Origin of the sequence: Paenibacillus durus (assembly GCF_000756615.1) — a bacterium.
GTDB classification, from domain to species: domain Bacteria; phylum Bacillota; class Bacilli; order Paenibacillales; family Paenibacillaceae; genus Paenibacillus_AQ; species Paenibacillus_AQ durus.
Window position 1 is genome coordinate 1 of record NZ_CP009288.1, and the last position, 18,754, is coordinate 18,754.

The following is an 18,754-nucleotide window of genomic DNA, read 5'->3' on the forward strand; positions in this document are numbered from 1 at the left end:
GATAATATTTCCCCATCACCTTATTTTCTTCGATATTTCCACTTCATGGCTTTAGCCACATTTGGAAGATTTAAAGGAGTGACAGTGTGTGGACAGCCATACTTCCGAACTATGGCAGCAGATTTTATCGATTATTCAGACCAAACTAAGCAAACCAAGCTTCGACACCTGGTTTAAGGCGACCAAAGCGATCTCGTTCAGTTCCCAATCGCTGGTTATTTCGGCGCCAACGACGTTTGCTGTCGAATGGCTTGAGAGCAGGTATACGAAGCTGGTCGGAGCTACGGTCCTTGAAATGACTGGAAAGCAGGTGGATGTCAAGTTTGTTATAGAAGAGAACAAACCTGCGGAGCCTGTCGTGCAGATTTCTTCCGGGCCGCCCGCTGTATCCCGTGAAGAAGCCCAGACGCATATGCTGAATCCCAAATATACGTTCGATACGTTCGTCATCGGTTCCGGTAACCGGTTTGCTCACGCGGCGTCGCTTGCCGTGGCGGAAGCGCCGGCCAAAGCTTACAATCCCTTGTTCTTATACGGAGGGGTGGGACTCGGCAAAACTCATCTGATGCATGCGATCGGTCATTATATTCTGGAACATAATCCGAGCAACAAGGTAATTTATATTTCATCAGAAAAATTTACCAACGAGTTCATCAATTCCATTCGCGACAACCGCGGCGAAAGCTTTCGCAATAAGTACCGCAATGTCGACATCCTGCTGATCGACGATATTCAATTCCTGGCCGGCAAAGAATCGACGCAGGAGGAATTTTTCCATACATTCAATGCGCTTCATGAGGAACGCAAGCAGATCATTATTTCCAGCGACCGGCCGCCAAAAGAAATTCCGACTCTGGAAGAGAGGCTGCGCTCCCGGTTTGAGTGGGGACTGATAACAGACATTCAGCCGCCGGATCTGGAAACGAGAATTGCGATTCTGCGCAAGAAGGCCAAAGCCGAGAACCTTGATATTCCAAATGAAGCGATGATGTATATCGCCAATCAGATCGATACGAACATCCGTGAGCTGGAAGGCGCTCTCATCCGGGTGGTTGCCTACTCATCCCTGACCAATCAGGACGTGACGACACATTTGGCGGCCGAAGCGCTGAAGGATATCATCCCGTCCAGCCGGCCGAAGATGATTACGATACAGGATATTCAACAAAAAGTAGGCGAATATTACAACTTGCGGCTGGAGGATTTCAAAGCGCGCAAGCGGACGAAAGCCGTCGCTTTTCCAAGACAGATTGCCATGTATCTCTCCCGTGAGCTCACTGATTACTCGCTGCCCAAGATTGGCGAAGCCTTCGGAGGCCGGGATCATACGACCGTTATTCATGCCCACGAAAAAATAAGTCAATCGCTCAAAATCGACCAAGAGCTGTACAAAGTGGTTAACAATATTTCAGAGAAAATTAAAAATCCTTCATAGCAGAAGGAATAAACAAGCCTATACACAATCTATTCACATGTGCGTAGGCTTAATTTTATGCGATTCGGGCCGCTTATCCACATATCCCGCGCCCCTACTACTAATACTATTTAAAATCTTTAAATAATCTTCATCTAACGCTTCCCCATTTTTCAGCTAGGAGTGAAACTATGAAAATCAGCATTCTTAAAAATGAACTCAACGAATCCATCCAACACGTATCTAAAGCGATATCCAGCAGAACAACGATCCCCATTCTGACAGGCATCAAATTGGAAGTCAGCTATCAGGGCGTTACGTTAACCGCAAGCGATACTGATATTTCTATCCAATCGTTCATTCCCGCGGAAAATGACAGCACACAGATCGTTAAAGTGGAGCAGCCGGGAAGCGTAGTGCTTCCAGCCAAATTTTTCGTTGAGATTATTAAGAAGCTTCCGTCCACAGAGATTCACATGGAGGTTAAGGAAGGCTTTCAGACTTTCATTTCTTCCGGAGCGGCAGAGATCCAAATGGTCGGTCTTGATCCGGAGGAATTTCCCGTCCTGCCGAATATTGAGGGAAATGAAACGATCACTTTGCCCGGCGATTTGCTGAAAGAAATGATCAAACAAACGGCTTTTTCCATCTCCAACCAGGAGACAACACCGATATTAACAGGTATACTATGGAATCTGTCCGATGGAGAGTTAAAATTTACGGCGACGGACCGCCACCGGCTGGCAACAAGAGCCGCCAGACTGGAAGGAACGGAAGATATCCATTTTACCAATGTCGTTATCGCCGGCAAAACGCTGAATGAACTGAGCAAAATCATTCCAGATCAGAACATGCTGGTTGATATCGTTGTGGCCGACAACCAGGTGCTCTTTAAGCTGGACCGGGTTCTTTTTTACACACGCATCCTGGACGGCATTTACCCTGATACTTCTAGAATTATTCCGAGCGCTTACAAAACAGAACTAACTTTGGACACAAAAAAATTAAGCGAATCGATCGACCGTGCTTATTTGCTGTCCCGCGAGGAAAAGACGAACATCGTCCGGCTTCAGACACTGGAACAGGGAGGCATCGAAATTTCCTCAAGTTCCTCAGAGCTCGGCAAAGTACGGGAAGAGCTTGAAGTGATAGATTTTAAAGGTGAAGCGCTGAAAATATCGTTTAACTCCAAATATATGCTGGATGTGCTGAAAGTTGTTGACAGCGAGCAGCTGACGATCGCTTTTACCGGCATGATGAGCCCGATTATTCTGAAGCCGCTGGATGCAAGTAAGGCTCTGTACGTCATTTTGCCTTATCGTACGACCAACTAACGCCAAAATTCCCTTTGTGGATAAATGGCGGAGAGGAAAGAAATCATGAAAAAAATAGTTATCCACAGTGGATATATCAAACTGGATCAATTTTTGAAGCTTTCGGACTGTGTATCCACAGGCGGGATGGCGAAGGCTCTGCTGCAGGAAGGCCATGTGCTCGTTAACGGAGAACGAGAGGATCGCCGGGGCAGAAAGCTGTATCCGGGTGATAAAGTCGAAGTAAAAGGGGAAGGCCTATTCGAAGTGGCCGGCGGAGAAGAACAAGCGTAGTTTGCTGTACGCTAAGTACGGAATTTATGAGTTTTCGGGGTTCCGCAAAGCACCTGAGCATGCTAGAGGCTAAGGCTGCACTTTGTGGCGCTATCTTGAAATATAAGGATTCGTATGCATGATGCATATTTTGGAGCTTATATTTCTATGAGAAACGATGCCGCTCTTAGAGGACGGCGAAGTCGTTTCTTCTTGGGAGGAACGCTTTCGTGTTTGTTAACAGAATCAGCCTGCGGCATTACCGCAACTACGGATCGCTGCTGCTTGGCGGCCTGGGAGATGTGAATCTGATCCTTGGACAAAATGCGCAGGGCAAGACGAATCTTGTTGAGGCGCTCTATTGCCTTGCGATGACCAAGAGCCACCGGACCTCCAAAGACCGCGAGCTGATCTCTTTTGATGCTCCGGACGGCGCAGCTCATATCGAGGCGGAGGTTCAGCGGAAGTACGGAAGTTTGAAGCTCGAGCTGTCACTGTCCCCGCAGGGGAAGAAAGCGAAAATTAACGGTCTGGAGCAGAGGCGCCTGAGCGAGTTTGTCGGCTCGCTGAATGTCGTAATGTTTGCGCCGGAGGACTTAGAGATCGTCAAAGGCACGCCCGGTGTGCGGCGCCGTTTTTTGGATATGGAAATCGGTCAGGTTCAGCCAAGCTACCTGTTTCATCTGCAGCAGTATCAGAAGGTGCTCCTCCAGAGAAGCAATCTGCTAAAACAGCTGTGGGCAAAAAATGGGTCAGGCGGGGATATGCTGGAAATATGGGATGCCCAGCTTGCGGAGCATGGTGTTAAAATCGTCAAAAAAAGGAAACAATTCATAAAGAAGCTGCAAATATGGGCTGAAGAGATTCATAAAGGGATTACAAACGGCGGTGAAGAACTGAAATTACGCTATGTTCCTTCTTTCGGAGAGCGGGAGGAGGAAGATGAAGCTGTCTTATTGGACAAATTTATGTTAAAGTTATCACAAACACGTGAACAGGAAATCCGGCGAGGAATGACGCTGACAGGTCCCCATCGGGACGATCTGTCCTTTTTTATCAACGGCAGAGAAGCTTCTGTCTACGGCTCGCAGGGGCAGCAGCGCACGACCGCCCTTTCGCTTAAGCTGGCCGAAATCGAATTGATCCATGAGGAAATTGGGGAATATCCCGTCCTGCTGCTTGACGATGTCCTGTCCGAGCTTGATCCGTACCGTCAAACGCAGCTGATCGAAACTTTTCAAAGCAAAGTGCAGACTTTCATAACGGCTACCGGAATTGAAAGCCTGAATGCCGATAAATTAAAAGGTGCAACCCAGTACCGGGTCCACAGCGGGATCATAGAGTCTTAAACGAGCGGAGGAAGACCATGTATATACATTTGGGCGGGGAAAAGGTTATCCGGTCTTCGGAACTGATTGCCATATTCGATATTTCGATTGAGAAATCCTCCAAACTGTCCAAAAAGTTCGTAGCCGCCGCTTTAAATGACAAAAGGCTGGAGCGTATCGGCGAAGAAGAAGCCAAATCTATAGTCGTTACTCAGAACGTTGTGTATTATTCCCCCATTTCTTCTTCCACACTCAAAAAACGATCCAGAATGCTGCTTGAAAGTTAAGGCCCCCGCGCGGGTACAAGTGATAATCTGAAAGAAGTAGGTGAAGGCATGTCAATGAATCAACCGACATATGATGAGAGCCAGATTCAGGTGCTTGAAGGGCTGGAAGCAGTCCGTAAGCGTCCGGGCATGTACATTGGTTCGACCAGCGTAAAGGGCTTGCACCATCTCGTATGGGAAGTTGTCGATAACAGTATTGACGAAGCGCTGGCCGGTTATTGCGACAAAATCCAGGTTATTGTGCATGAAGACAACAGCATTACCGTCATCGATAACGGACGGGGAATTCCTGTCGGAGAGAACCCGAAGCTGAAGAAATCGACGCTTGAAGTCGTCATGACTGTCCTGCATGCAGGCGGTAAGTTCGGCGGCGGCGGATATAAAGTCTCGGGCGGTCTGCACGGAGTAGGTATTTCGGTAGTAAATGCTCTCTCGGAAAAGGTTATTGTTACCGTCAAGCGCGAAGGACATGCGTACCAGCAGGAATACCGCCGGGGCGTGCCTCAGTATGATATTAGGACGGTTGGCGATACCGATGAAACGGGCACCAAGACGACCTTTCTTCCGGACCCGGAGATTTTTACCGAAACGACTGTGTATGACTATAATACGCTGCTTACCCGGATTCGCGAGCTGGCCTTCTTGAACAAGGGGATCGAAATCTCGCTTACGGATGAGCGGACCGGTACGTCGAGCTCGTTTAAATATGATGGCGGTATTATTGAATACGTGAAGTTTCTGAACGAGAAAAAAGAAGTGCTGCACGAGGAACCCATCTATGTTGGCGGTTCCCGCGACATGATTCAGGTCGAGGTTGCTCTTCAGTACAATGATTCATATACCGAGAATATTTATTCATTTGCCAATAATATTCATACCCATGAGGGCGGTACGCATGAATCCGGATTCAAGAGCGCCTTGACGCGGATTATCAACGATTATGCTCGCAAAAGCGGCATTATCAAGGATAGCAGCTCCAACCTGACCGGTGATGACGTTCGTGAGGGACTGACGGCAATCATTTCCGTGAAGATCCCCGAGCCGCAGTTCGAAGGCCAGACGAAGACCAAGCTCGGCAACAGCGAGGTCCGCGGGATTGTGGAATCGCTGTTCGGCGAGAAGCTGCAGGAGTTTCTTGAGGAGAATCCTGCGATCTCCCGGCGCGTGCTGGAGAAGTCGCTGCAGGCTTCCCGCGCACGGGAGGCGGCGCGCAAAGCCCGCGAGCTGACGCGTCGCAAGAGCGCTCTTGAAGTCAGCTCACTGCCAGGGAAGCTGGCGGACTGCTCGTCCAAAGACGCTTCCATCAGCGAACTGTTCATCGTCGAAGGCGACTCCGCCGGCGGTTCGGCCAAGCAGGGACGCGACCGGCATTTTCAGGCGATTTTGCCGCTGCGCGGTAAAATTCTGAATGTGGAGAAGGCGCGCCTGGACCGTATTCTGTCCAACGCAGAAATCCGCGCGATTATTACCGCTCTGGGGACGGGTATCGGAGACGACTTCGATTTATCCAAGGCCCGTTATCATAAGGTTGTCATCATGACGGATGCGGATGTCGACGGCGCCCATATCCGCACACTGCTGCTGACCTTCTTTTACCGGTACATGCGCAAAATCGTTGAAGCGGGCTTTATCTACATCGCCCAGCCGCCGCTGTTCAAGGTGGAGCGCAACAAGGTTGTCCGCTACGCCGGATCAGAGAAGGAACGGGATGAAATTATCGCCACCTTCGGCGAGAACGCCAAGTTTAATGTTCAGCGCTATAAAGGTCTTGGCGAGATGAATGCCACTCAGCTTTGGGAGACGACGATGGATCCCGAGAGCCGCAGCATGCTGCAGGTAACGATAGAAGACGCCATTCTTGCCGACAGCATTTTCGACACCCTGATGGGAGATAATGTGGAGCCGCGGCGCGATTTTATCCAAGAGCATGCCAAGTCAGTCAAAAATCTGGATATTTAGTCATTCTGTACTGGCCATGCCAGTATCCACTTGTTAGCAGCCTCCGGTTGCCGCCTAACGGGCGAGCGATTTCGGGGGCTGCTTTTTAAGTATGGTGGGCGATTATGGAGAGATCTAAGGATTAATGGCTGCGTGCAATCGGCTTGCGGCGTGAGGATATGCCTGGGCTGCCAAAGCCGGCACGGCCGTAGGCGGCGGCATAACGGCGGATTTTTCGGTAAATGGATTTGTCTTCAAACATTTTAAACACCACAAGAGAAGGCAGTGTATTAACCTCAAGAATCCATAGATCGTGATGATCGTCCATGGCGACATCCAGACCGATTTCTTTCATTCCGGGAAAAGCCGTCTCCAACTGACGTCCAGTATCTGCACCAAGATTTTTAAGATGGGTGATCATTGCCAAGCGCTCGTTATGCTTCATATGTTCCCCCAGCAGCGCTTCGACAGATAAAACCCGGCCTCCGTTATGATAGTTGGTCACAATTTTTTGCGGAGCCGCCACTCTGCCTAACAGTCCGGTCGTTTCCCAGCGTCCTTCGGGGCTTTTTTGGACAAGCACACGCAGATCGAACGGATGTTTCTTGTAACACAGCAGGCTGATCCCTTTTTGAATCAAATAGAAACGTCCCTGAGTTCTTTCGGCTATCGCTTGATGCAGTTCCTCAATGGAACGATACGCCTGTGCTTTTGTGCCATAACGGAGAATATACAGAATGCTGGAATGGGCGCCTTTCTCTTCGTTATTTCCGGACTGTTCCGTGCCGCTGGGGGTCAAGTGCAAGCTCCGCCGCTCAGCTCGCATAACCCCGCATCCGTAGGTTCCTCGGTCCGGTTTGATATAGACGGTTTCATACAGGCCGAGCATCTCGCTGAGCGCTGCAGGATCATATTTGCGGGTATCGGGAATATAAGGCGTCAAGGAGCGGTTAAGCAGAATGACTTCGGTCTTGGCCCATTTGCTGGGAACCCGTTGAATTCTCATGTTATTCCTCCTTTACACTGCTGAAATATAAGGACAAGTGTTCTAAACAATGGTATAATCAAAGGATATGGGATGATATCTTTGGCGGAGTTTTGGAGCGGTTAGGCAGTGTTACTCCATACAGTCTATGAGCCGTGATCATATGCGGACAGGGCTAATACCCGGGCACCAGGAAAGAAAATCTCTTATATGAATAGTTGAGCTAGTACGTTTAATTGTGCAGTTTTTGTGAAAGGAATATAATATAGGGTAGCGGTTTTTTAACTGAAGGAGGTCCAGCAACTCATGGCTGAACAAAATAACCCGCAAATCAGGGACCGGGACATCGGTGTGGAAATGCGCGATTCTTTCATGGATTACGCAATGAGCATCATTGTAAGCCGGGCTTTGCCGGACGTAAGGGACGGACTTAAGCCGGTGCACCGGCGCATTTTGTTTGCGATGTCGGAGCTTGGAATGTCACCGGATAAGCCGTATAAGAAATCGGCGAGAATCGTCGGTGAGGTAATCGGTAAGTACCATCCGCACGGCGACTCGGCCGTTTATGAAACGATGGTCCGGATGGCCCAAGATTTCTCCATGCGCTACATGCTGGTCGACGGGCATGGCAATTTCGGCTCGATTGACGGCGATATGGCCGCGGCGATGCGGTATACCGAAGCCAGACTTTCCAAGATTGCCATGGAAATGCTGCGCGATCTGAATAAAGAAACGGTCGATTTTATACCTAACTATGATGGTGAAGAGCATGAGCCCGCCGTTCTGCCTTCACGTTTCCCCAATCTGCTGATTAACGGGGTATCCGGTATCGCGGTAGGGATGGCTACCAATATTCCACCGCATAATTTGGGTGAAGTCATCGACGGCGTACAAGCGATGATCCGTAATCCCGAAATTACGCCGATGGAGCTCATGGAATATATCAAGGGCCCGGATTTTCCTACGGCCGGTTATATTTTGGGCCGCGAAGGCATCCGCCAGGCGTATCGTACGGGCCGCGGTTCGGTCACGATGCGCGCAAAGGCTTTGATTGAGGAAGAGAATAACGGCAAGGCACGGATCGTTGTTAACGAGCTGCCTTATCAGGTTAACAAAGCACGGTTGGTGGAGAAAATTGCCGAGCTGGTTCGTGAGAAACGGATTGAAGGCATCACCGATCTGCGGGATGAGTCGGACCGCAATGGAATGCGCATCGTTATCGAAGTCAGACGGGATGTTAACGCGAATGTAGTGCTTAATAATCTGTACAAGCACACCTCAATGCAGTCTTCATTCGGCATCAATATGCTGGCCATTGTCGGCAATGAGCCGAAGGTGCTGAATCTGCGCGACGTGCTGTACCACTATTTGCAGCATCAGATCGAGGTTATCCGCCGCCGGACGGAATTTGAACTGAAGAAGGCGGAAGCCCGGGCGCATATTTTGGAAGGATTGCGCATCGCGCTGGACAACCTGGATGAAGTCATCGCGCTGATCCGCGCTTCTCGTACGGTTGATATTGCGCGTGAAGGCTTGATTGAGACGTTTAGTCTCAGCGTGGAGCAGGCCCAGGCGATTCTGGACATGCGGATGCAGCGTCTGACCGGTCTAGAACGCGACAAGATCGAGAACGAGTACAACGAGCTGCTAGCCAAAATAGCAGAGTACAAGGCGATCCTGGCTGATGAATCGCTTGTGCTCGAAATTATCAGCAATGAATTGCAGGAGCTGCGGGACCGGTACGCCGACGAGCGGCGGACGGAGATTACCATCGGAGAAGAGAGCATTCTCGATGAGGATCTTATCCCGCGCGAAGAGGTTGTCATTACAGTTTCGCATACCGGCTACATTAAGCGGCTTCCGGTAAGCACTTACCGCAGTCAAAAACGCGGCGGACGCGGCGTAGTGGGCATGGACACGAAGGATGAGGATTTTGTCGAGCATCTCTTCGTCAGCAACTCCCATAATTATCTGATGTTCTTTACCGATAAAGGGAAGGTATACCGCATCAAGGCCTACGAGATTCCGGAGCTTGGACGGACGGCGCGCGGGACGCCGATTATTAATCTGCTCCAGATCGAGCAGGGTGAGAAGATCAGCGCCGTCATCCAGATCGAGGAAACGGACAGCGATAAATATCTGTTCTTTGCCACCCGCGAAGGAATTGTGAAGAAGACGCCGCTTGAGGATTACAACAATATCCGTAAAGGCGGACTCATCGCAATCAATCTGCGGGAAGAAGATGAGCTGATCGATGTGAAGCTTACCGACGGCAAGCAGAAGCTTATTTTGGGCACGGCGGACGGAATGTCTATTACCTTCTCCGAGGAGGATGTCCGTTCAATGGGCCGGAGTGCAACAGGAGTCAAAGGCATTACTTTGGACGAAGAGGATCATGTTATCGGCATGGATTGCATTGACCAAGATCTGGATGTGCTGATCGTCACGACCAAGGGTTACGGCAAACGTACGCCTGCCGGCGATTACCGTCTGCAGACCCGCGGAGGCAAGGGGATCAAGACCATCAATCTTACGGAGAAGAATGGCCCTGTGGTCAGCCTCAAGGTCGTTAAGCAGGAAGAGGACCTGATGATCATTACGACGGGCGGAACCTTGATCCGTATGAGTATGGACGGCATTTCGACCATGGGACGCTATGCGCAGGGCGTGAAGCTGATCAATATCCGCGATGAGGATGCCGTATCTACCGTCTGCCGTACCGACAAGAGCGAAGACGGGGATGAAAATACGCTGTCTGATGAGACTGCGGAAGTCAATGAGACTGCTGATTCTGCCGAGTCTAATACGGAGGATGACGGAGAAGCTTTGGAATAGTGTAATGTAAAGAGAGCGTGCCACTAGACTAATTTCTGGTGGGCGCTCTCTTTTTTATTCAAAAAAATATAAGTCTTATTGCTTTCATACTAGTCGCTTCTCCTTATCCATAATATAATTAGGTAAATAGTACCTATTTGTCATGAATAGGGGGAGAGTAAAGGAGTGAGCGTATGCCGAATATATCGGTGGCGGAAATAAGGCCGGGTTCAAAAGTGAGTAAGGATGTCATTACGCCTTTGGGAGGCATTTTATTTGCTAAAGGAAAAATACTGCTGCCGCGCGATATGGAGATTCTGGAGGCTTTTCTGATTCAGCAGGTGGATATTGAAGGCTCCGAGGAGGACGCCCAAGCCATGGAACCGTCCAAAACTCCTTCTAAGGGTGCGGTTAAAGCCGGATCGGTCATTACAGCTTCTGCGCTGGCCAAGAGCGGTTCTAGGCTGCATGAGGAATACGATCATATGCTGGTGCTCATCAAAAAGTGTTATAGTTCAGCCGACGCAGCGGTTCTGCCGATCTATGAACTGCGCAGCGGGCTGGAGGCCATGATCGCCCATATCAAGGATTATCATGTTCTCGATTTTTCCCCGCGTACGCTTAACGAGCAGGATTACATTTATCATAACGCCGTGCTCTCTGCGCTTACATCTTATAAGATTGCCCAGTGGTGTGGCTATCCGCAGAAAGAGTGGCTTCAAGTGGCTTTTGCCGGTTTGCTGCATGATATCGGAAATGCAAAGGTTGACAGCTCAATTATGCAGAAGCCTGAGCCGCTTACGCTTACCGAAAGAAATGAAGTGCGAAAGCATACAACGTATGGATATCAAATTTTGCGAAAAGTAACGGCCATTAACGAAGGGGTCCGGCTTGCAGCTTTGCAGCATCATGAAAAAATTGACGGTTCGGGTTATCCGCTTCGGCTGCGGGGGAGTCAAATTCATTTATACGCGAAAACTGTCGCTGTGGCGGATATTTTCCATGCAATGACGCTGGAGCGGATATACAAGAAGGCGCAGTCGCCATATCTCGTTTTGGAGGAAATTCAAAAAGAAGGGTTCGGCCAACTGGAACCATCCATTGTACAGACCTTCATACATAAGACGACGGAGCTGCACAACGGAACGAAGATACGTCTAAACGATGGCCGGCCTGGAGAAATCATCTTCTCTGATCGAAGCAACCCTACACGCCCATTGGTGAGCGTAGAGGGTAAAATCATCAATTTGGCACACTCGCGTCATCTCTATATCCAGGAGATCTTGACATAAGGCTTAAATTCAACAGTTAATAAAAAAAGTGTTGCATTAAAAAATAAAACATGATATATTCTAATTCCGGCCAAGAAATACGAGTTCTGGTTCAAAAGAAATTTTAAAAAAAGAGCTTGCATTAAACGGTCGGATATGATATATTATAAAAGTTGCTGATGATGAGAAGTTGAGCGACGGCAAAGAAGTTTGATCTTTGAAAACTGAACAACGAGTGAGTGGGAATTCGCTTCAAGCGAGTTCCAAAATTGAGAATGCAAATTCTCGTCAGATGTTTCAAATTGAGCTAATCGCTCTTTCAATACTTTATTGGAGAGTTTGATCCTGGCTCAGGACGAACGCTGGCGGCGTGCCTAATACATGCAAGTCGAGCGGAGTTTCATCGGAAGCTTGCTTCCGATGAGGCTTAGCGGCGGACGGGTGAGTAACACGTAGGCAACCTGCCCCTTGGACTGGGATAACTACCGGAAACGGTAGCTAATACCGGATAATTCCTCTTAGCTCCTGCTAGGAGGCTGAAAGGCGGAGCAATCTGTCACCAAGGGATGGGCCTGCGGCGCATTAGCTAGTTGGTGGGGTAACGGCTCACCAAGGCGACGATGCGTAGCCGACCTGAGAGGGTGAACGGCCACACTGGGACTGAGACACGGCCCAGACTCCTACGGGAGGCAGCAGTAGGGAATCTTCCGCAATGGGCGAAAGCCTGACGGAGCAACGCCGCGTGAGTGATGAAGGTTTTCGGATCGTAAAGCTCTGTTGCCAGGGAAGAACGTTCTTAAGAGTAACTGCTTAAGGAGTGACGGTACCTGAGAAGAAAGCCCCGGCTAACTACGTGCCAGCAGCCGCGGTAATACGTAGGGGGCAAGCGTTGTCCGGAATTATTGGGCGTAAAGCGCGCGCAGGCGGCTGTTTAAGTCTGGTGTTTAAACCATGGGCTCAACCTGTGGTCGCACTGGAAACTGGACAGCTTGAGTGCAGAAGAGGAAAGTGGAATTCCACGTGTAGCGGTGAAATGCGTAGAGATGTGGAGGAACACCAGTGGCGAAGGCGACTTTCTGGGCTGTAACTGACGCTGAGGCGCGAAAGCGTGGGGAGCAAACAGGATTAGATACCCTGGTAGTCCACGCCGTAAACGATGAGTGCTAGGTGTTAGGGGTTTCGATACCCTTGGTGCCGAAGTTAACACAGTAAGCACTCCGCCTGGGGAGTACGGTCGCAAGACTGAAACTCAAAGGAATTGACGGGGACCCGCACAAGCAGTGGAGTATGTGGTTTAATTCGAAGCAACGCGAAGAACCTTACCAGGTCTTGACATCCCTCTGAATCGTCTAGAGATAGGCGCGGCCTTCGGGACAGAGGAGACAGGTGGTGCATGGTTGTCGTCAGCTCGTGTCGTGAGATGTTGGGTTAAGTCCCGCAACGAGCGCAACCCTTGACTTTAGTTGCCAGCAGGTGAAGCTGGGCACTCTAGAGTGACTGCCGGTGACAAACCGGAGGAAGGTGGGGATGACGTCAAATCATCATGCCCCTTATGACCTGGGCTACACACGTACTACAATGGCCGGTACAACGGGAAGCGAAGCCGCGAGGCGGAGCCAATCTTAGAAAGCCGGTCTCAGTTCGGATTGCAGGCTGCAACTCGCCTGCATGAAGTCGGAATTGCTAGTAATCGCGGATCAGCATGCCGCGGTGAATACGTTCCCGGGTCTTGTACACACCGCCCGTCACACCACGAGAGTTTACAACACCCGAAGTCGGTGGGGTAACCGCAAGGAGCCAGCCGCCGAAGGTGGGGTAGATGATTGGGGTGAAGTCGTAACAAGGTAGCCGTATCGGAAGGTGCGGCTGGATCACCTCCTTTCTATGGAGAATCGTTTCCCGTAGCGGAAACATTCAAATCGGAAGCTTGACTTCCGGCAACACTCACTCGTTGCTCAGTTTTGAGAGTTCAATCTCTCAAATCTTGATCCTTGAAAACTGGATACCGAAACGAAAATTGCGTTTTAGAACATCTTTTAGCTGAACTTGTGTCCAAACAAGTTGAAATAGTTATTAGCTGAGAGCGAAGATTTTCGAATGAGAGCGACTTTTGGCTTGAAAGGCGAAAGCGAACGGAGACATCCGGAAGCGGCCTTTCAAACAAGACGGAGCGATCAGGCGGAAATTGGAGCGTTGGTTAAGCTAGTAAGAGCACACGGAGGATGCCTAGGCGCCAGGAGCCGATGAAGGACGTGGCGAACAACGAAAACGCCTCGGGGAGCTGTAAGCAAGCTTTGATCCGGGGGTGTCCGAATGGGGAAACCCGGCTGTGGTAATGCACAGTCACTTCTCTCTGAATTCATAGGAGAGGTAGAGGCAGACCAGGGGAACTGAAACATCTAAGTACCCTGAGGAAGAGAAAACAAGAGTGATTCCGTCAGTAGCGGCGAGCGAACGCGGAACAGCCTAAACCGAAGAGCTTGCTCTTCGGGGTTGTGGGACGTCTCATATGGAGTTACAAAGGAACGGTTTAAGCGAAGAGGTCTGGAAAGGCCCGCTGGAAAAGGTAAAAGCCCTGTAGCTGAAAAGTCGTTCCCTCCGAGACGGATCCCGAGTAGTGCGGGGCACGTGAAACCCCGTATGAATCCGGCAGGACCATCTGCCAAGGCTAAATACTCCCTGGCGACCGATAGTGAAACAGTACCGTGAGGGAAAGGTGAAAAGCACCCCGGAAGGGGAGTGAAACAGGTCCTGAAACCGTGTGCTTACAAGAAGTCAGAGCCCATTTTAGGGGTGATGGCGTGCCTTTTGTAGAATGAACCGGCGAGTTACGTTTAACGTGCAAGGTTAAGGCGAGGAGCCGGAGCCGCAGCGAAAGCGAGTCTGAATAGGGCGACTTAGTACGTGGGCGTAGACCCGAAACCGTGTGATCTACCCCTGTCCAGGGTGAAGGTGCGGTAACACGCACTGGAGGCCCGAACCCACGAACGTTGAAAAGTTCGGGGATGAGGTGGGGGTAGCGGAGAAATTCCAATCGAACTCGGAGATAGCTGGTTCTCCCCGAAATAGCTTTAGGGCTAGCCTCGGTGAATAAGAGTAATGGAGGTAGAGCACTGATTGGGTGCGGGGCCCGCAAGGGTTACCAAGCTCAGTCAAACTCCGAATGCCATCTACTTGTCGCCGGGAGTCAGACAGTGAGTGCTAAGATCCATTGTCAAAAGGGAAACAGCCCAGACCATCAGCTAAGGTCCCCAAGTGTGTGTTAAGTGGGAAAGGATGTGGAGTTGCACAGACAACCAGGATGTTGGCTTAGAAGCAGCCACCATTGAAAGAGTGCGTAATAGCTCACTGGTCGAGTGACTCTGCGCCGAAAATGTAACGGGGCTAAACACACCACCGAAGCTATGGCTTGATGCTTGCATCAGGGGTAGGGGAGCGTTGTGTATACATTGAAGGTTGACTGTAAGGACAGCTGGAGCGTACACAAGTGAGAATGCCGGTATGAGTAACGAAAAGATCAGTGAGAATCTGATCCGCCGAAAGCCCAAGGTTTCCTGAGGAAGGCTCGTCCGCTCAGGGTAAGTCGGGACCTAAGGCGAGGCCGACAGGCGTAGTCGAAGGACAACAGGTTGATATTCCTGTACCACCATAATCCGTTATGAGCAATGGGGGGACGCAGGAGGGTAGTGACGCGGACTGATGGATGTCCGTCCAAGCAGTGAGGCTGGTGTATAGGCAAATCCGTACACCGTAAGGCTGGGCTGTGATGGGGAGCGAAAATTGTAGTAGCGAAGGTCATGATCTCACACTGCCAAGAAAAGCCTCTAGCCAGGAGAAGGTGCCCGTACCGCAAACCGACACAGGTAGGCGAGAAGAGAATTCTAAGGCGCGCGGAAGAACTCTCGTTAAGGAACTCGGCAAAATGACCCCGTAACTTCGGGAGAAGGGGTGCCTCGGTAGGGTGAATAGCCCGAGGGGGCCGCAGTGAAAAGGCCCAAGCGACTGTTTAGCAAAAACACAGGTCTGTGCGAAGCCGCAAGGCGAAGTATACGGGCTGACGCCTGCCCGGTGCTGGAAGGTTAAGGGGAGCGGTTAGGAGTAATCCGAAGCTGTGAACCGAAGCCCCAGTAAACGGCGGCCGTAACTATAACGGTCCTAAGGTAGCGAAATTCCTTGTCAGGTAAATTCTGACCCGCACGAATGGCGTAACGACTTGGGCGCTGTCTCAACGAGAGATCCGGTGAAATTTTAATACCTGTGAAGATGCAGGTTACCCGCGACAAGACGGAAAGACCCCATGGAGCTTTACTGCAGCTTGATATTGAACTTGGGTACGATCTGTACAGGATAGGTGGGAGCCTTGGAAGCCGGAGCGCCAGCTTCGGTGGAGGCGCCGTTGGGATACCACCCTGATCGTATCTAGGTTCTAACCTGGTACCCTAAACGGGTACGGGGACCGTGTCAGGCGGGCAGTTTGACTGGGGCGGTCGCCTCCTAAAGTGTAACGGAGGCGTCCCAAGGTTCCCTCAGAATGGTTGGAAATCATTCGAAGAGTGCAAAGGCAGAAGGGAGCTTGACTGCGAGACCTACAAGTCGAGCAGGGACGAAAGTCGGGCTTAGTGATCCGGTGGTACCGCATGGAAGGGCCATCGCTCAACGGATAAAAGCTACCCTGGGGATAACAGGCTTATCTCCCCCAAGAGTCCACATCGACGGGGAGGTTTGGCACCTCGATGTCGGCTCATCGCATCCTGGGGCTGAAGTAGGTCCCAAGGGTTGGGCTGTTCGCCCATTAAAGCGGTACGCGAGCTGGGTTCAGAACGTCGTGAGACAGTTCGGTCCCTATCTGTCGTGGGCGTAGGAAATTTGAGAGGAGCTGTCCTTAGTACGAGAGGACCGGGATGGACGTACCGCTGGTGCACCAGTTGTTCCGCCAGGAGCATGGCTGGGTAGCTACGTACGGACGGGATAAGCGCTGAAAGCATCTAAGCGTGAAGCCCCCCTCAAGATGAGATTTCCCAGTATGTAAGACCCCTTGAAGACGACGAGGTAGATAGGTTGGAGGTGGAAGCACGGCAACGTGTGGAGCTGACCAATACTAATCGGTCGAGGGCTTATCCAAAACAACGCAATGTTTCGTTTCGATCCAGTTTTCAGGCGATCAAGCCTGCCGTTTGGTGGCGATGGCGGAGGGGTTCCACGCGTACCCATCCCGAACACGACCGTTAAGCCCTCCAGCGCCGATGGTACTTGGACCGAAGGGTCCTGGGAGAGTAGGACGCTGCCAAGCACATGAACCACTGCTGAAACTCAGCAGTGTTTTTTTTTCTTTTTAAATTATGGGTCACAATGAACACGAAGAGAACGTAAGGACCGATTGATCAGGTATATATGCGAAATCCGGAGCTTAATCTGATTGATACATTAGTGAAGAGATTGTGAAGACCGGCATCAATTGAATGACATTTTTGTTACCGACATGGCAATAGATATAAGTATAATAGAAAAGTGCAAATTTAAGCATAACCTTAATACGAATGAACTACTCATAAAATTCATATGTTGAATTTATTCCTGTGTCTTTAGTTGCAGGAAGGAGGGTAAGGAGGATTTAAGGTATGAAGCGAGCCCGAACGTTGTGGACGCTCCTTATTTTATGTATGGTAGCTGTATTGCTGGCCGGATGCGCCTCGAAGGAACCTTCTTGGGAATCGTTCGAGGGTGCCCTTAACGAGAAGAGCTTTCCCGTACCTAAGGAAGCAAACTCACCAGATCGGACGACAACGAACACGGCTATGGACTACGTGCGTTATTCCCTGCCCGGGTTAAAGGAGAACGACAATATTCCAGAGCCCTATTCTGAAGCCATACAATCTTGGGGCTGGAATGAACTGCCTGCAGAAAACACGGCTAGCTCGCATGTATTCCAGAAGGATCAGCTTATTGTTCATTTAACTATTCATGATGGCTATTTTATTATTATGGTCCCCAAGGATAAAAAGGCGGTCGCCAAAAGCCTTAATAGCCAATGACAATAAAATCGCCATCTTGATAGATGGCGATTTTATTGTTCAGGGACACAGGTGGCGTACAATACGGAACAGGATTCAATGATGAACAGAAGGGATATGCAAAGCTGCTACTGCGAATAACAGGAGACGTCAGCCGGATTAAATTTCAGCATGTCATCCTGTCTTTTCCAACCTGTCCGCAGCAGAGCGTAAAATTTCGGAAACAGCAGCCATAAATGCAGAAAGGCTAAGGAGAGAGTAAAAGCGTACGGCGATAATACGACAAATAATGCTGTGAAGGAAAGACCGATCCAGAGACTATGAAGCTGTACCCTGCGGAAAAGACTGCAGCTGATGTATTGATCCGGCATAAAGCCGAGCCACGGCAGCCTGAAGGAGTTGCGCCAACGTTTGGCGACCGGGTAACCCGCAATCAAGAGGACAGAGCGGGAGACGACATATTGAACCCAAAAGATAACCGGAACGGCAATTAGAAAAAATAATAAACTGGCATAGGAAACGAAAACGGTTTCCAATAGAATAAACAGAATAGGAATCGCTGCATAAATCCGTAAAGCATTGACGGGTATGCTTATTTTTTTGAGAAGTTTATATTGGTAAAAGGTAGCTCCTTTATTAGTCGGTTCCATAACTTCCCTCCAGGCTTTGGGCTTATCTCATATCCTATATCCATACTATCGGCATTCTTGATGAATTCATTAAATCATATAAGTCTAGATCGCCCGAGGCTGTATAAGCCGCGATGGAAAAGGGATTCAAGGATATGAAAAAACTATGAAAGGGTTTAAAATGATAGGAAGTGAAGCATACTGTTCTTAAAAGGGCCAAGGTGGGATTAGTATGGAACAAGATCATGCGAAAACTGAAGTCTGCATTATATGCGGGCAGGAAAAGGAAGAGGGAATTCGCATCGTTTCGCAGTTTATTTGCGAGGATTGCGAGGCGGAAATGGTAAGGACTGAGGCGGAGGATGCCAAATACCGCTTTTTTATCGGACGAATGAAAAAAATCGGTCTGCAAAAGAACGCTTGATAGACGCCAGATTGCCGTACAATTGTTTTGCCGTGATGGTATTACAAGTTTGTCTTCGCTTATACAG

General features: G+C 49.9%; 12 protein-coding genes and 3 rRNA genes. 13 read left to right on the plus strand and 2 right to left on the minus strand.

Going from position 1 to position 18,754, the window contains the following annotated elements; genetic code table 11:
• Positions 1-88 precede the first annotated feature (88 nt).
• The 6 genes from dnaA (at position 89) to gyrB (ending at position 6,574) form a co-directional block, all read left to right on the plus strand.
• Entirely contained in the window at positions 89-1,435 is a 1,347-nt protein-coding gene (gene dnaA / locus PDUR_RS00005; RefSeq protein WP_042204537.1) for a chromosomal replication initiator protein DnaA, read from the plus strand.
• 170 nt (positions 1,436-1,605) lie between these two features.
• A complete protein-coding gene (gene dnaN / locus PDUR_RS00010; protein ID WP_042204538.1) occupies positions 1,606-2,748 on the plus strand; it encodes a DNA polymerase III subunit beta in 1,143 nt (380 codons plus the stop codon).
• A 45-nt stretch (positions 2,749-2,793) separates the two neighbouring features.
• Entirely contained in the window at positions 2,794-3,021 is a 228-nt protein-coding gene (yaaA, locus tag PDUR_RS00015) for a S4 domain-containing protein YaaA (protein WP_042204539.1), read from the plus strand.
• A gap of 209 nt (positions 3,022-3,230) precedes the next feature.
• Positions 3,231-4,349: a DNA replication/repair protein RecF gene (recF, locus tag PDUR_RS00020; protein WP_042204540.1), complete on the plus strand. Its 1,119-nt coding sequence runs from the start codon at positions 3,231-3,233 to the stop codon at positions 4,347-4,349.
• 17 nt (positions 4,350-4,366) lie between these two features.
• Positions 4,367-4,615, plus strand: coding sequence for an extracellular matrix regulator RemB (remB, locus tag PDUR_RS00025; RefSeq protein ID WP_042204541.1), 249 nt, complete (start codon positions 4,367-4,369; stop codon positions 4,613-4,615).
• A gap of 48 nt (positions 4,616-4,663) precedes the next feature.
• Positions 4,664-6,574, plus strand: coding sequence for a DNA topoisomerase (ATP-hydrolyzing) subunit B (gene gyrB, locus PDUR_RS00030; RefSeq protein WP_042204542.1), 1,911 nt, complete (start codon positions 4,664-4,666; stop codon positions 6,572-6,574).
• Positions 6,575-6,695: 121 nt separating this feature from the next.
• Here the strand turns inward: gyrB and PDUR_RS00035 are convergent, their stop codons facing one another.
• A complete protein-coding gene (locus tag PDUR_RS00035) occupies positions 6,696-7,559 on the minus strand; it encodes a YheC/YheD family protein (protein ID WP_042204543.1) in 864 nt (287 codons plus the stop codon).
• Positions 7,560-7,844: 285 nt separating this feature from the next.
• Here PDUR_RS00035 and gyrA point away from each other — a divergent pair, with 285 nt between their 5' ends.
• The 6 genes from gyrA to PDUR_RS00065 all read left to right on the plus strand — a co-directional run bounded on the left by gyrA (position 7,845) and on the right by PDUR_RS00065 (position 17,655).
• Positions 7,845-10,373 carry a DNA gyrase subunit A gene (gene gyrA / locus PDUR_RS00040; RefSeq protein WP_042204544.1) on the plus strand — a complete coding sequence of 843 codons (2,529 nt, stop codon included), beginning with the start codon at positions 7,845-7,847 and terminating at the stop codon, positions 10,371-10,373.
• A gap of 173 nt (positions 10,374-10,546) precedes the next feature.
• The gene (locus tag PDUR_RS00045; RefSeq protein WP_042204545.1) at positions 10,547-11,644 is read left to right on the plus strand and encodes an HD-GYP domain-containing protein; all 1,098 of its coding nucleotides are present in this window, start codon (positions 10,547-10,549) and stop codon (positions 11,642-11,644) included.
• Between the two features lie 306 nt (positions 11,645-11,950).
• A 16S ribosomal RNA gene (locus tag PDUR_RS00050) occupies positions 11,951-13,505 on the plus strand.
• A 313-nt stretch (positions 13,506-13,818) separates the two neighbouring features.
• Positions 13,819-16,745: ribosomal RNA gene (locus PDUR_RS00055) — 23S ribosomal RNA — on the plus strand.
• A gap of 51 nt (positions 16,746-16,796) precedes the next feature.
• Positions 16,797-16,913: ribosomal RNA gene (gene rrf / locus PDUR_RS00060) — 5S ribosomal RNA — on the plus strand.
• The 16S, 23S and 5S rRNA genes sit together here, the layout of an rRNA operon.
• A gap of 328 nt (positions 16,914-17,241) precedes the next feature.
• Positions 17,242-17,655, plus strand: coding sequence for a hypothetical protein (locus tag PDUR_RS00065; RefSeq protein WP_042204546.1), 414 nt, complete (start codon positions 17,242-17,244; stop codon positions 17,653-17,655).
• Positions 17,656-17,762: 107 nt separating this feature from the next.
• Here the strand turns inward: PDUR_RS00065 and PDUR_RS00070 are convergent, their stop codons facing one another.
• Positions 17,763-18,284, minus strand: coding sequence for a hypothetical protein (locus PDUR_RS00070; protein ID WP_042204547.1), 522 nt, complete (start codon positions 18,282-18,284; stop codon positions 17,763-17,765).
• Positions 18,285-18,495: 211 nt separating this feature from the next.
• Between PDUR_RS00070 and PDUR_RS00075 the strand changes: the two genes are divergently transcribed.
• Complete coding sequence (locus tag PDUR_RS00075) at positions 18,496-18,687, plus strand: sigma factor G inhibitor Gin (RefSeq protein ID WP_025700997.1); 192 nt, start codon at positions 18,496-18,498, stop codon at positions 18,685-18,687.
• The last annotated feature ends 67 nt before the right edge of the window (positions 18,688-18,754 follow it).

What these genes read in the sequence shown, in the direction of transcription:
- remB (WP_042204541.1), top strand. Translation starts at nt 4,367, where the DNA reads ATGTATATACATTTGGGCGGGGAAAAGGTTATCCGGTCTTCGGAACTG.
- yaaA (WP_042204539.1), top strand. Translation starts at nt 2,794, where the DNA reads ATGAAAAAAATAGTTATCCACAGTGGATATATCAAACTGGATCAATTT.
- PDUR_RS00065 (WP_042204546.1), top strand. Translation starts at nt 17,242, where the DNA reads ATGAAGCGAGCCCGAACGTTGTGGACGCTCCTTATTTTATGTATGGTA.
- gyrA (WP_042204544.1), top strand. Translation starts at nt 7,845, where the DNA reads ATGGCTGAACAAAATAACCCGCAAATCAGGGACCGGGACATCGGTGTG.
- PDUR_RS00035 (WP_042204543.1), bottom strand. Translation starts at nt 7,559, where the DNA reads ATGAGAATTCAACGGGTTCCCAGCAAATGGGCCAAGACCGAAGTCATT.
- dnaN (WP_042204538.1), top strand. Translation starts at nt 1,606, where the DNA reads ATGAAAATCAGCATTCTTAAAAATGAACTCAACGAATCCATCCAACAC.
- PDUR_RS00045 (WP_042204545.1), top strand. Translation starts at nt 10,547, where the DNA reads ATGCCGAATATATCGGTGGCGGAAATAAGGCCGGGTTCAAAAGTGAGT.
- gyrB (WP_042204542.1), top strand. Translation starts at nt 4,664, where the DNA reads ATGTCAATGAATCAACCGACATATGATGAGAGCCAGATTCAGGTGCTT.
- PDUR_RS00070 (WP_042204547.1), bottom strand. Translation starts at nt 18,284, where the DNA reads ATGGAACCGACTAATAAAGGAGCTACCTTTTACCAATATAAACTTCTC.
- PDUR_RS00075 (WP_025700997.1), top strand. Translation starts at nt 18,496, where the DNA reads ATGGAACAAGATCATGCGAAAACTGAAGTCTGCATTATATGCGGGCAG.